This is a genomic window from Streptomyces sp. NPDC107559 (genome assembly GCF_055657365.1).
The window spans coordinates 71,122-83,051 of the sequence record NZ_JBVKBD010000004.1 but is presented as its reverse complement, the minus strand read 5'-3'; the positions used below and the strand labels follow the sequence as shown (position 1 = coordinate 83,051).

Annotated in this window: 12 protein-coding genes; 6 read left to right on the top strand and 6 right to left on the bottom strand. The window is 71.5% G+C overall.

Annotation, left to right across the window (positions count from 1 at the left end; translation table 11 throughout):
- The first annotated feature begins 28 nt into the window (after window positions 1-28).
- Window positions 29-1,354, top strand: a complete 1,326-nt coding sequence (locus ACZ7OY_RS14930) for an MDR family MFS transporter (RefSeq protein ID WP_471911762.1) — start codon at window positions 29-31, stop codon at window positions 1,352-1,354.
- Window positions 1,355-1,363: 9 nt separating this feature from the next.
- Here ACZ7OY_RS14930 and ACZ7OY_RS14925 read toward each other — a convergent pair whose 3' ends face one another.
- Window positions 1,364-1,837 carry a DUF2000 family protein gene (locus tag ACZ7OY_RS14925; RefSeq protein WP_471911761.1) on the bottom strand — a complete coding sequence of 158 codons (474 nt, stop codon included), beginning with the start codon at window positions 1,835-1,837 and terminating at the stop codon, window positions 1,364-1,366.
- Between ACZ7OY_RS14925 and ACZ7OY_RS14920 the strand changes: the two genes are divergently transcribed.
- Entirely contained in the window at window positions 1,836-2,669 is an 834-nt protein-coding gene (locus ACZ7OY_RS14920) for an AraC family transcriptional regulator (RefSeq protein ID WP_471911760.1), read from the top strand. The genes ACZ7OY_RS14925 and ACZ7OY_RS14920 overlap by 2 nt on opposite strands.
- A 59-nt stretch (window positions 2,670-2,728) precedes the next feature.
- Here ACZ7OY_RS14920 and ACZ7OY_RS14915 read toward each other — a convergent pair whose 3' ends face one another.
- Window positions 2,729-3,256, bottom strand: coding sequence for a type III secretion system chaperone family protein (locus ACZ7OY_RS14915; RefSeq protein WP_471911759.1), 528 nt, complete (start codon window positions 3,254-3,256; stop codon window positions 2,729-2,731).
- Window positions 3,249-4,589 carry a D-inositol-3-phosphate glycosyltransferase gene (mshA, locus tag ACZ7OY_RS14910; protein ID WP_471911758.1) on the bottom strand — a complete coding sequence of 447 codons (1,341 nt, stop codon included), beginning with the start codon at window positions 4,587-4,589 and terminating at the stop codon, window positions 3,249-3,251. Before mshA ends, ACZ7OY_RS14915 begins: the two co-directional genes overlap by 8 nt.
- Before the next feature lie 192 nt (window positions 4,590-4,781).
- Here mshA and ACZ7OY_RS14905 point away from each other — a divergent pair, with 192 nt between their 5' ends.
- From ACZ7OY_RS14905 to ACZ7OY_RS14895, 3 genes are all read left to right on the top strand, one after another.
- Window positions 4,782-5,594, top strand: a complete 813-nt coding sequence (locus ACZ7OY_RS14905) for a class I SAM-dependent methyltransferase (protein WP_471911757.1) — start codon at window positions 4,782-4,784, stop codon at window positions 5,592-5,594.
- A gap of 201 nt (window positions 5,595-5,795) precedes the next feature.
- Window positions 5,796-6,905: a C40 family peptidase gene (locus ACZ7OY_RS14900; protein ID WP_471911756.1), complete on the top strand. Its 1,110-nt coding sequence runs from the start codon at window positions 5,796-5,798 to the stop codon at window positions 6,903-6,905.
- Window positions 6,906-7,347: 442 nt separating this feature from the next.
- On the top strand, window positions 7,348-8,676 hold the full coding sequence (locus tag ACZ7OY_RS14895) for a PP2C family protein-serine/threonine phosphatase (protein WP_471911755.1): 1,329 nt from the start codon (window positions 7,348-7,350) through the stop codon (window positions 8,674-8,676).
- A gap of 50 nt (window positions 8,677-8,726) precedes the next feature.
- Here the strand turns inward: ACZ7OY_RS14895 and ACZ7OY_RS14890 are convergent, their stop codons facing one another.
- The 3 genes from ACZ7OY_RS14890 to ACZ7OY_RS14880 all read right to left on the bottom strand — a co-directional run bounded on the left by ACZ7OY_RS14890 (window position 8,727) and on the right by ACZ7OY_RS14880 (window position 10,462).
- Complete coding sequence (locus ACZ7OY_RS14890) at window positions 8,727-9,077, bottom strand: DUF2516 family protein (RefSeq protein WP_471911754.1); 351 nt, start codon at window positions 9,075-9,077, stop codon at window positions 8,727-8,729.
- Window positions 9,078-9,200: 123 nt separating this feature from the next.
- Window positions 9,201-9,848 carry a hypothetical protein gene (locus ACZ7OY_RS14885; RefSeq protein ID WP_471911753.1) on the bottom strand — a complete coding sequence of 216 codons (648 nt, stop codon included), beginning with the start codon at window positions 9,846-9,848 and terminating at the stop codon, window positions 9,201-9,203.
- Window positions 9,849-9,925: 77 nt separating this feature from the next.
- Complete coding sequence (locus ACZ7OY_RS14880; RefSeq protein WP_471911752.1) at window positions 9,926-10,462, bottom strand: helix-turn-helix domain-containing protein; 537 nt, start codon at window positions 10,460-10,462, stop codon at window positions 9,926-9,928.
- Window positions 10,463-11,011: 549 nt separating this feature from the next.
- Here ACZ7OY_RS14880 and ACZ7OY_RS14875 point away from each other — a divergent pair.
- Window positions 11,012-11,866 carry an alpha/beta fold hydrolase gene (locus ACZ7OY_RS14875; protein ID WP_471911751.1) on the top strand — a complete coding sequence of 285 codons (855 nt, stop codon included), beginning with the start codon at window positions 11,012-11,014 and terminating at the stop codon, window positions 11,864-11,866.
- Window positions 11,867-11,930 lie beyond the last annotated feature (64 nt).

Below are 11,930 nucleotides of genomic sequence, written 5' to 3'. Positions count from 1 at the left end.
AGCCGCTTACAACCGTGGGAGTACCTCCATGTCCGTCACCGCTCTGAGGCGCGCCGCCCGCGAGACCCTCTCCGGGCTGCCCCGCGAGTTCTGGTGGCTGTGGACCAGCACTCTCGTCAACCGGCTCGGGGCTTTCGTCGCCACCTTCATGGCGCTCTACCTGACGCTCGACCGCGGCTACTCCGCCTCGTACGCGGGTCTGGTCGCCTCGCTGCACGGGCTCGGCGGTGTCATCTCCTCCCTGGGCGGGGGCGTGATGACCGACCGGCTCGGGCGGCGGCCCACGATGCTGATCGCCCAGGTGTCCACCGCCCTGTCGGTGGCGCTGCTCGGGTTCATGCACGATCCCGTCGCCATCGCCGGCGTCGCCTTCCTGGTCGGAATGGCCAGCAACGCCTCCCGGCCGGCCGTGCAGGCGATGATGGCCGACATCGTGCGGCCCGAGGACCGGGTGCGGGCCTTCTCGCTCAACTACTGGGCCATCAACCTCGGCTTCGCCGTCTCCTCCATGGCGGCCGGCTTCATCGCCGAGTTCAGCTACCTCGCCGGGTTCCTGATCGAGGCGGGGATGACCCTGGCCTGCGCGGTCGTCGTCTTCCTGAAGGTCCCGGAGTCCCGGCCGCAGCGCACGGCGGCGGAGAAGAAGGCCGCCGACGAGGTCGGGCTCGGGACCGTGCTGCGCGACCGGCGTTTCATGAGCGTGGTCGGGCTGTCCTTCCTGGTCGCGGTGATCTTCCAGCAGGGGTCGGTCGGACTGCCCGTCGCCATGGGCGCGGCCGGGTTCACCCCGGCCGACTACGGCCTGGCGGTCGCCGTCAACGGCTTCCTCATCGTCGCTCTCCAGATCCCCGTCACCCGGTTCATCGAGCACCAGGATCCGCGACGGCTGCTGGTCGTCTCCTCGATGCTCGCGGGGTACGGCTTCGGGCTCACCGCCTTCGCCGGCTCCGTCGGCGTCTTCGCCCTCACGGTGTGCGTGTGGACGCTCGCCGAGATCGTCAACGCGCCGACGCAGACCGGCCTCGTCGTCCGGCTCTCCCCGGTCCACGGACGCGGGCGCTACCAGGGCATGTACACCATGTCGTGGTCGGTGGCGGCCCTGGTGGCCCCGCTGATGTCCGGTTTCGTCATCGACCGGTTCGGCGCGGAGTGGCTGTGGGGGCTGTGCGCGGTCGTCGGAACGGGGGCCGCGGCCGGGTACGCGGCGCTGATGCGGACGCTCGCCGCGGACGAACGGACGGCCAACGAGCAGGCGGCGGACGGGCGGCCGTCGGACGGGCGGGCCAAGGCTTCGTCCGACACCTCGGCCATCACCTCGGTCAACACCTCGCCCGAGGCTGTCGCCAAGCCGTGAACCCTGGGCTCAGGGGTGCATTCGGGCGCCCTTGAGCACCTTGTCCACCGCGTTGCGGGGGCCGTACACCGCGAGTCCCACCAGGTCCAGCGCCGCCGTCGGCACCGCGCGTACGGCCGCCCGGTTGTCGTGGTCGTTGCCGGTGGCGAAGAGGTCGGAGGTGAAGAGCGCGCGGGGCAGGGCGCGGGACAGCGCCCTGGTGTGGGCCGCCGTCAGCGTCTCCTTCGTGCCTTCGAGGACCAGTACCGGCTGGCGGAACATCGGCAGGTGCACGACGCCGTCCGCGTCCTCGTACGGGTCGCCGATCACCTCGGGTACGACCGTGCCGAGGCCGCTGGTGAGGAACGCGGTGACGTTCAGGCGCTGCCAGGTCTCCAGGTCCTCCCGCAGCAGGACGGCGATCTTGGTGTCGAATCGGGGCTGCTCGCTCATGCCTCGAGACTGCCGAACGCCGCCCGGCGCCGTCTTGTACGTTCCTTGCATGGCCACCTCGCGCGACGACGGCAACCACGTCTCCGCCTGGCGCCCGCGCGTGCCCGGTGTCGTGGAGGTCCTCCATGCGCGCTTCACCGAGTACGCCTATCCGATGCACGTGCACCAGGCGTGGACGGTGCTCATCGTCGACGCCGGGGCCGTACGGTACGACCTCGACCGGAACGCGCACGGCACCCCGCACGACACCGTCTCGCTGCTGCCGCCGCACGTCCCCCACAACGGCTCCCCCGCCACCTCGGACGGCTTCCGCAAGCGGGTCCTCTACCTGGACAGTTCGCGGCTGGGCGAGCATCTGATCGGGGCGGCGGTCGACGGACCGGATCTGCGTGATCCGGTGCTGCGGCTGCGGGTCGGGCAGCTGCACACCGCGCTGGCGCGTCCCGGCGACGAACTGGAGGCCGAGAGCCGGCTGACGTTCCTCGGCGAGCGGCTGCGGACGCTGCTGCGGCCCCGGGACGCCGTGCGGGTCCCGCGCCGGGACCCCGTCGTCGCCCGCAGGCTGCGCGAACTGCTCGACGAGCGCGTGGCCGAGGGCCTCACCCTGGACGAGGCCGGCGGTCTCCTGGCCGCCCATCCCGCCCATCTGGTGCGGGCGTTCAGCGGCGCGTACGGCATCGCCCCGCACCAGTACCTGATGTCCCGCCGGGTCGAACTCGCCCGCGGTCTGCTCCTGGAGGGACAGCCGCCGGGTGAGGTGGCGGCTGTGGCCGGCTTCTACGACCAGGCCCATCTGACCAGGCACTTCAAGCGGCTGGTGGGGGTGACGCCGGGACGCTACCGGGCCGGGGCGCCGTCCCCGTACGGGCGCAGCGCTTCCTGAACCGGCGCCGTCCGCCCCCGGCTGCCCGCCCCCGGCCGTCCGCCGGACCGGTCGGCCGGTCAGTCGGCCTGGCGCCGCGTCAGGTGTGCGAACGCGTCCAGGTTGCCGGTCGGCTCGCCGCGGGAGACGCGCCAGGCGTACTCCTTGCGGATCGCCGAGGCGAAGCCCAGTTCCAGCAGGGTGTTGAAGGCGCCGTCGGCGGCCTCCAGGACCTGGCCGAGGATGCGGTCGGTCTCGTCGGCGGTGACCGTGGCGAGCGGGAGGCGGGCCGTGACGTAGACGTCGCCGAGCGGGTCGACGGCGTAACTCACGCCGTACAGCTTGAGGTTGCGTTCCAGCAGCCAGCGGTGGACGCCCGCCTCGTTCTCGTCGGGGTGGCGGATGACGAAGGCGTTGAGGGAGAGGGAGTGGCGGCCGACGACGAGCGAGACGGTCGTCTTCAGTTTCCGGGTGCCGGGCAGCTGCACGACGAAGGAGCGGGGTGCGGGGCTCTCCCACTCCAGTCCGGCGTCCGCCAGGAAGCTCTCGACGGCCCGGGTGGCCCGCTCCGCTTCGGTCCGGTGAGCGATGTCAGCCTTGTCAGCCATGGTGGGAGCGTACGCGACGCCGGTGCGACTGCACCGCGGCCGTGTACACGTCCGCGGTGGCCGCGGCCGCGGTGTCCCAGCCGAAGGATCGGGCGTGCCGGGCGGCGGCGGGTCCCATCCGGGACAGCAGTTCGGGGCGGTCGGCGAAGTCGGCCAGCACGCGCGCGTAGGCGGCCGGTTCGTGGCCCCGCACCAGCACGCCGGTCTCGCCGTCGCGCACGGCCACCGGCAGGCCGCCGACCTCGGCGGCGAGCACCGGGGTGCCGACCGCCTGCGCCTCGATCGCGACCAGTCCGAAGGACTCGCTGTAGGAGGGGACGACGAGCACGGACGCGGCCCGGAACCAGTCGGCGAGCTGGTCCTGGCCGACCGGCGGGCGGAACCGTACGACATCGGTGACACCCAGGCGCGCGGCCAGTTTCTGCAGGCCCTCCGGCTTGGCCAGGCCGCTGCCGCTGGGGCCGCCCACGATCGGTACGACGAGGTTCCTGCGCAGGTCGGGGCGCTCGTCGAGGAGGACGGCGATGGCGCGCAGCAGGACGTCGGGGGCCTTCAGGGGCTGTATGCGGCCCGCGAAGAGGGGGATCAGGGCGTCCTGCGGGAGGCCCAGGCGGGCGCGCGCGGCGGCGCGGCCGTCCGCGGGACGGAAGCGGTCGAGGTTCACCCCGGGGTGGACGACGGCGACCTTGTCGCGGTCGGCGGCGTAGTGCCGTACCAGTTCGGCGGCTTCCTCCGTGGTGTTGGCGATCAGGCGGTCGGCGGCGCTGACGATCTGCGTCTCGCCGATCACCCGGGCGGCGGGCTCGGGCGTGTCGCCCTCGGCCAGGCTGGCGTTCTTGACCTTGGCCATGGTGTGCATGGCGTGCACCAGGGGGGCGCCCCAGCGCTGGGCGGCGAGCCAGCCGACGTGCCCGGAGAGCCAGTAGTGGGAGTGGACCAGGTCGTAGTAGCCGGGGCGGTGGCCGGCCCAGGCCTGCATCACGCCGTGCGTGAAGGCGCACAGCTGGGCGGGCAGCTCCTCCTTGGCGAGGCCCTCGTACGGCCCCGCGTCGACGTGCCGGACGAGGACGCCGGGGGCCAGCTCGACGGCCGGCGGGAGGGCGCCGGTGGTGGCGCGGGTGAAGATCTCGACCTCGATGTTGATCGCGGCCAGACGCTGCGCGAGCTCCACGATGTAGACGTTCATGCCGCCGGCGTCGCCGGTGCCGGGCTGGTGCAGCGGCGAGGTGTGCACGGAGAGCATGGCGACCCTGCGAGGCCTGCGGTGCGGCAGCCTGAGCCGGGAGGGCGCTGTCCCCGAGCGCCGCCCGAGCCTGCTGACGTACTGGCTCACGTGGCGTTCCTCCTCGCTTCGGGCATGCCGTGCGGGGACGCATCGCGCCCTCCAAGGGGGTGGAACACCGGAGGAAGCCATTCCCATTCCGCGCGGGGTGGTTTTTGCCGAGTCATTACCGAGTGTCGCTCAACCGTTCGAGCACAGACCGCGTGCACCTGAGGGCGGACACGGGCGCATACCCTCATAGGCATGACATCCCGCGCCTCCGCCCGCCCCGTGGGCACGGTCACCCGCGGGACCACCAACCCCAACCGGCTGCGCCGCATGGACCGCTGGATCGTGGCCGCGTACGGCGACCGGCTGCGCAGCGCCGCCGACCCGGTGGCGGTCGACCTCGGGTACGGGGCCGCCCCCTGGACCGCCGTCGAACTGCTTCAGCGCCTGCGCTCGGCCGTGCCCCACGCACGCGTGGTGGGCGTCGAGATCGATCCGGCCCGGGTGGCCGCGGCCCGGCCCTACGAACGCGAGGGCCTGGTCTTCCGGCACGGCGGTTTCGAGATCCCCCTCCCCCAGCGGCCGCACCTCGTACGGGCCGCCAACGTCCTGCGCCAGTACGACGAGAGCGAGGTCGCCGCGGTCTGGCAGCGGCTGTGCTCCCGCCTAGCCCCCGCGACCGCCGACTCGCCCGGCGGACTGCTCGTCGAGGGGACCTGCGACGAGATCGGCCGTCGGCACGTATGGGTCGCGCTCGGCCCGGAGGGGCCGCGCACGGTCACCTTCGCGACCCGGCTGGGCTCCCTGGAGCGCCCGTCGGACCTGGCCGAACGGCTCCCCAAGGCGCTGATCCACCGCAATGTCCCCGGTGAGCCCGTGCACGCCTTCCTGCGCGACTTCGACCGGGCCTGGGCCGCCGCCGCCCCCTACGCCTCCTACGGCGCCCGGCAGCGTTGGATCCGGGCGGTCCGGGACCTGACGGCGGACTGGCCGGTGACGGACGGGCCCGTGAGGTGGCGACAGGGTGAAGTCACGGTGACGTGGGAAGCGTTGGCGCCGCGAGGCTGATCCGGGGCCGCCCGATCCGCTTCCACCTGCACGGAACGATCCTTGTGAGTCGTTCGTCACACAGGCGGGGAGATCGTCATACCGGGCCGGGATGAGGGGGAGTGAGGGGGAAGCAGTTGCTCTGTCGTTTTGCGCGTCGCCGTGGCACGATCCCCCGGAAGCCGTAAGTTACTGACGGGAAATCAACTTGGGGGACGGCGTATGGGAACGGGCAAGCGCACGCTGATCGCAGCGGCCGTCACGGTGGTCTGTGCGCTCACCGTCCTGGCGGTGCCGTGCACGGCGTTCGCGGCCCCCGGCCCCACACCGACCCCGGCCGCCACCTCGGCCACCACACCGCCCGCCGCCGCGACCGGCACCGTGACGCCTCCGCCCGACAAGGACCTGGAGGCCGTCCGCGAGCAGCTCGACCGGCTCTACCACGCGGCCTCCGTGGCCACCGACGCGTACAACGCCGCCGAGGAGAAGTCGCAGCAGCAGTCCGCCGAGATCGTCCAGTTGGCCCGGAAGATCGTCGAGGGGCAGGAGCGGCTCGACGACCTCAAGGACCGGGCGGGCGCCGCGGCCCGCGCCCAGTACCGCGGCGGCGGCCTGCCGGACGAGGCCCGGCTGATGCTGAGCGACAACCCGCAGCAGTTCCTCGACGGGGCGGGCCGGGTGATCCAGGGTGAGCGGGCGACCAAGGGCCTGCTCGGCGAAATGAACCGCACCCAGCAGGACTTGGAGCAGTACGCCGCGGACGCCTCCGCCCAGTGGCGGAAGCTGGAGGCGAACCGCCGGGCCAAGGCGGCCGCCCAGAAGAACATCGAACGGCAGATCACGGCGGCCAAGACCCTGGAATCCCGGCTGGAGAAGAGGCAGAAGGAGCGCCTCGCCAAGCTGGAGGAGGAGGCCGCGCTCCGGGCGCAGACCGCCTGGCTGGACTCCGGCATCCTCGACGAGATCGACGGCAAGGCCTCCGCGCAGGACAAGAAGGCCGTGGCGTTCGCGACGGCCCAGATCGGAAAGCCGTACGTGTGGGGCGCCGAGGGGCCCGATTCGTACGACTGCTCGGGGCTGACCTCGCAGGCCTGGGCGAACGCCGGCCACGGCATCCCGCGCACCTCGCAGGAGCAGTGGAAGCAGCTCGAGCACGTCGACCTCAAGGACATGCGCCCCGGCGACCTCATCATCTACTTCGGCGACGCCAGCCATGTCGCGATGTACGTGGGCGACGGCGCGATCATCCACGCCCCGCGGCCGGGCCGCACGGTGACCCTGGCGGGTGCCGGGACGATGCCGATCCTCGGGGTGGTCCGTCCGGACGCATGACCGGGACCACGCGACCGCGGACGCACGACCGGGGACGTAAGACCGGGGATCCATGCCCCGTACGCACGACCGCGGACGCATGACCGGGGATCCATGCCCCCGTACGCACGACCGCGGACGCATGACCGGGGTCACGTGATCGCAACCACGTGACCGCGGGCACGTGACCGCACCCACGTGGCACGGCACACCAACTGCGGTCACGTGAGCCGTCGTACCCACGGCGGCCGCCGAACTTCCCGTGGACGTGACGTTCGTCATCCCCGCTGCACACCCCGCCTGCCCAACTGCGGTAGGTAAAGCGGCATATGCCAGAGGCCTCGTCCCAACCTGGGTGTCGCACACCATTCCGCTGCGGCGCCGACACCCGCTATGGTCCCCGTCGGTGGATGGAGTCCCTCCGTCCGCCGTGCCCTCGGGGGGAGGGAAGGAACCCAAAACGATGCCCGTACCCGTGCCCCGGCAGAGAGCAATCCCGGCCGTGGAGTGTGGTCAGGCGCAGGCCGTGCCCCAGGCCGGCCCCTCGAAGGAAGAGACCCCGCGCAAGGAAGCCCAGGTCGTCGACGCCACTGCCGCCACGCACCCGAACGCCACCGCTCACGCCCCTCTCACACTCCTGCTGATCGAGGACGATCCGGCGGGGTCGCCGATCGTGCCCGATCTGCTCGACTCGGCCGGCAACCCGATCCGGGTGCGCACCGCACGCAACCTCACCGAGGCCGAGCGACTGCTCACCGACGACGTCCAGTGCATCCTGCTGGACCTGGCGCTGCCGGCGCCCGGCCGCTCGTCCGGCGAGGACGAGCTCGCCGTGCTCAAGCACGTGCTGCGGCTCGCGCCCCGGCACGCCGTGCTCGCGCTCACCGCGTCCGGCGACGCCGAGCGCGGCGCGGAGGCGGTACGGGTCGGCGCCCAGGACTATCTCTTCCGGGACGAGCTGGACGGACGGCTGCTCAGCCGCGCGATCCGCTACGCCGTGGAGCGCAAGCGTTCCGACACCGCCGAGCGGCGGCTCGCCGAGGGCAAGCTGCGCGCCCAGGAGAACGCCCGGCTGGAACGCGGCCTGCTGCCGACCCCCCTGCTGGAGGGCTCGACGCTCCGCTTCGCCGCGCGCTACCGCCCCGGCCGCTCCCGCGCACTGCTCGGCGGCGACTTCTACGACACCGTCCGCATGCCCGACGGCACCGTGCACGCCATGATCGGTGACGTCTGCGGGCACGGTCCGGACGCGGCCGCGTTGGGCGTGGAGCTGCGTATCGCCTGGCGTGCGCTGACCCTGGCGGGCCTGTCCGGCGACGAGCTGCTCGGCACGCTCCAGCAGGTGCTGGAGCACGAGCGCGACGACGACGAGATCTTCGCGACGCTGTGCACGGTGGACATCGCCCCGGACGGCCGTCGGGCCGGTCTGTGCCTGGCGGGCCACCCGTCCCCGCTGCTCGCCCGGCCGGGCGAGCAGGCGGAGCTGCTGCCGTACGACGACAACGGCCCCGCCCTCGGGCTGCTGCCCGGCGCGCGCTGGCCGCGTACGCAGGTGGAGCTTGGCGCCGAGTGGAGCCTGATGCTCTACACCGACGGCTTGATCGAGGGCCGCGTCGGCCAGGGCCGGGAGCGGCTCGGGCAGGACGGCATGGTGGAGATGGTCCGCCGCCAGCTCGCCTCGGGTCTGTACGGCGAGCAGCTGCTGCGCGCCGCGGTCAGCGAGGTCCGCGAGCTGAACGGGGGCGAGCTGACGGACGACGTCGCGGTGGTACTGCTGGACCGGGTTCTCTGAGGAACTCCGCGGCCGGGCGGTGGAACCCGGCAGCGTTCAGCAATCAGCGGTCAGCGGCCGCCGTTGTACGGGCCGTAGGGGCCGTCGCTGCTGCTTCCGCCGCCGCGGCGGCCCCAGCCGCCGCCACCGCCGGAGACCTGCTTCAGCGCGGGCCGTACGTCCACCAGGTACACGATGCTGGCGACCGCGGCCGCGACCGGCAGTATCGCGAGGATCGAGAACAGGTAGCTCACTACGAGCGAGATACCGAGGATGATCAGCCAGAACACCTTGTTCTGCTTGTCGGCCGCACGGAAGGCGTCCTCGCGCCGGAAGGCCGCGTCGGTCAACCCGAACGCCGCCAGGGCCATCAGAAGGATCTTCAGCAGTCCCAGGAACCCTGCGAAACCCAACGCCAGCATGCTGCCCACCGCCTGTTCTCGCCGACCTGTCCGACACGTCCGACCATGACCCCTACCCGGCCACCGTACCCGTAGAACGGGCCGGACACCCCGGAGGTGCCCGGCCCGGACGAATGCCGTCCCTTACTTGGCGGGCGGGGTCGGCTTCTTGCCGGTGGCCTTGCGGGGGGCCGGGGCCTTCTTCGCCGCGGCCTTCTTCTCCGTGGCGGACTCGGCCCCGGTCCCGGCCTGCTGCGGCTCCTCCTTGACCTCGACCGGCTCGGCCTTCGGCTCGATGACGATCGCCAGTTCCTCGATCTCCTCGGCGGTCTCGCCGCGCCAGGTCCGCACGGCCTGCTCGCCGTGCTCGGCGACCTTCTCGTAGGTCTCGCGGGCCTTCACGGCGTACTCGGCGGCGACGCCGACCCCGCGCAGCGCGAGGTCCTGGGCGTTCTCGCCGAGCTTCTTCAGGTCGGCGTCGAGCGAGCTGCCGAACTTCTTCAGGTCACCGTCGAGGGCGCTGATGAATTCGCCGACCTTCGTCTGGAGGGTCTCCTGAGCCTCCTTGGCCCTGGCCCCGGCCTCCTTGGCGCGGGCCGCGGCCTTCTCCTGCACGGCCTTCGTGTCGGTACCGCGGACGGCCTCGAACCGGGCGGGCGCCTCGGCCCGCAGCTGCTCCACCAGACCGGGCACCTTCTTGGCCTGCTGCAGGGCGAGGTCGGCGGTGCCGGCGGCGAAGTAGAGCGGAGTGGGGTCGCTGAAGGTCTTGCGCAGGTCGTCGGTGATGGCCATGGTGAGGGTCCTCCCGGATTCGCGTTCGGCTGAGGGTGGTGTGGGTCCGCAGTCAGGCAGCCGGTCCCCTGGTCCGGTCAACTGGCCGTCTGCTGCGGGTCTGCGCCGGAACCGCCGGCGGGGCGGGCACGGCGTACCGCGCTTTGCGTACCGCTGTCGTCGGCGTCGGCGTCCTGCGCCCCGTCGGACTCGCCCCGGGGCTCCGCGGCATCTGTCGCATCCCCGGGATCCGCCGGGTCCGCCGGGTCCGCCGCGGGGACGGACTCGAATCCGTTCTGCTTGCGGAACGACTCGTAGATCTGGAGCAGTGCCTGCTTCTGCCCCTCGGTCAGCGTGGGATCGGCGAGGATGACCGCGCGGGTCTCCACCTCGTCCCGGTCCCGCTCGGCGTCGAGGATCCCGGCACGGACGTACAGCGTCTCGGCGGAGATCCGCAGCGCCTTCGCGACCTGCTGCAACACCTCCGCGCTCGGCTTGCGCAGACCGCGCTCGATCTGGCTGAGATACGGATTGGACACCCCGGCGGCATCGGCGAGCTGCCGCAGCGACAGCTGCGCATTGCGCCGCTGCTCGCGCAGATAGTCACCGAGATTGCCGACGTTGAGCGATGCCATGCGTCCACCTTGCCGCACCTTCGCTAACTTTTGCAAGCAGCCGCTTGCAAAAGTGTGCCGCCCGGCGACGGCGCCGCCTCCGGCGGTGTCCTGTCTCTGCGATGTGCAGGCAGTCCCGTTCCTCTGTAGGCATGTGCAACCGGGTCCCGGTCACGTGTAGGCAAGTGCTGAAGAGTTCCGGTCTTGTGTAGGTACGGGGATCGCCCCGCTTCTCAACTCCTACGGCATCCGTTTGGGCCACCGCACCTACGACAGCGCGGAGTTGCATCCCTTCCGCCACCAGCCCTCAGGCGCCGGCCCGGGAGCTGGGAAATCCACTACGACCCCTACGACATCTCCCGCGTCTGGGTGCGCAACCACCGCGACGGAGGCTGGATCACCGCCATCTGGCAGCACCTTCGCACCGCCCCGACACCGATGGGCGAACTCGCCTGGGACCACGCCCGCCGCACACGACTCAGCACCACCATCGAGGCCACAGCCAGACGGATCGAAGTCCTCCTGAACCCTTGATCTTGTTCCGGAGATCGTTCTGTTGGAGGCTGAGGCATGCAGAATCTGCCGACATTCGTTTTTGTTCATGGGGCCTTCGCGAATTCGTTCTCGTTCGCGCCGCTACAGGCCGAGCTCGCCTTACTCGGGCACCGCTCGGTCGCGGTCGACCTTCCGGGGCACGGATTCGAGGCGACCTTCCCCGCGGCCTACCAGGCCCCTCAGGATCTCGACGCACTCGCCGCAGAACCAGGGAGCATCAAGGGAATCACGCTCGCCGACAACGCCGTCCGCGTGATCGAAGTCCTCGAACGAGCCAAGCGGCACGGGCCCACCATCCTGGTCGCCCACAGCAGGGGCGGCATCACGACCACCGCCGTCGCCAACGCCCGGCCCGAGCTGATCGACCGAATCGCTTACGTCTCCGCCTGGTGCCCCGTCGATCTGGACGTGAGCGACTACTACGCTCAGCCGGAGATGGCGGACGTCGACGCGGGAGCCTTCGTTGCCACGCTCGTCGGGAACCCGGCCGAACTCGGTCTGCTCCGGACCAACTTCCGAACCTCCGACCCAGCAGCGCTCGCCGCGTTCAAGCGAGCGTTCGCCGCCGACCTCACCGATGACGAGTTCCGGATCTTCCTGAACACCTTCCAGCCCGATGAGAACCTGGATGTCGGTACGTCCACCGACCGGGCACAGGCCACGACCTGGGGCCGGATTCCCAAGACCTATGTGCGCCTGGCCAACGATGCAAGCATTCCGCTCGCCGTGCAGGACCGCATGATTCGCGAAGCCGACGCGCTCACACCCGACAACCCCTTCGACGTCCGGACACTCGAGGGGAGCCACCTGCGCTGGCTCGTCCACCCGAAGCCCGCCGCTGAGCTGCTCGCAGACGTCGCAGCGCGCTGACACTCCACCAGGCAATCGGTCGGTGCTGCAGGGGCAGTGATGCCAGTCTTCGCGTCATCGCATG

Excerpts from the sequence above, each read along its gene's own strand:
- ACZ7OY_RS14930 (WP_471911762.1), top strand. The coding sequence starts at position 29 with ATGTCCGTCACCGCTCTGAGGCGCGCCGCCCGCGAGACCCTCTCCGGG.
- ACZ7OY_RS14920 (WP_471911760.1), top strand. The coding sequence starts at position 1,836 with ATGGCCACCTCGCGCGACGACGGCAACCACGTCTCCGCCTGGCGCCCG.
- ACZ7OY_RS14925 (WP_471911761.1), bottom strand. The coding sequence starts at position 1,837 with ATGCAAGGAACGTACAAGACGGCGCCGGGCGGCGTTCGGCAGTCTCGA.
- ACZ7OY_RS14915 (WP_471911759.1), bottom strand. The coding sequence starts at position 3,256 with ATGGCTGACAAGGCTGACATCGCTCACCGGACCGAAGCGGAGCGGGCC.
- ACZ7OY_RS14905 (WP_471911757.1), top strand. The coding sequence starts at position 4,782 with ATGACATCCCGCGCCTCCGCCCGCCCCGTGGGCACGGTCACCCGCGGG.
- ACZ7OY_RS14900 (WP_471911756.1), top strand. The coding sequence starts at position 5,796 with ATGGGAACGGGCAAGCGCACGCTGATCGCAGCGGCCGTCACGGTGGTC.
- ACZ7OY_RS14895 (WP_471911755.1), top strand. The coding sequence starts at position 7,348 with ATGCCCGTACCCGTGCCCCGGCAGAGAGCAATCCCGGCCGTGGAGTGT.
- ACZ7OY_RS14890 (WP_471911754.1), bottom strand. The coding sequence starts at position 9,077 with ATGCTGGCGTTGGGTTTCGCAGGGTTCCTGGGACTGCTGAAGATCCTT.
- ACZ7OY_RS14885 (WP_471911753.1), bottom strand. The coding sequence starts at position 9,848 with ATGGCCATCACCGACGACCTGCGCAAGACCTTCAGCGACCCCACTCCG.
- ACZ7OY_RS14880 (WP_471911752.1), bottom strand. The coding sequence starts at position 10,462 with ATGGCATCGCTCAACGTCGGCAATCTCGGTGACTATCTGCGCGAGCAG.
- ACZ7OY_RS14875 (WP_471911751.1), top strand. The coding sequence starts at position 11,012 with ATGCAGAATCTGCCGACATTCGTTTTTGTTCATGGGGCCTTCGCGAAT.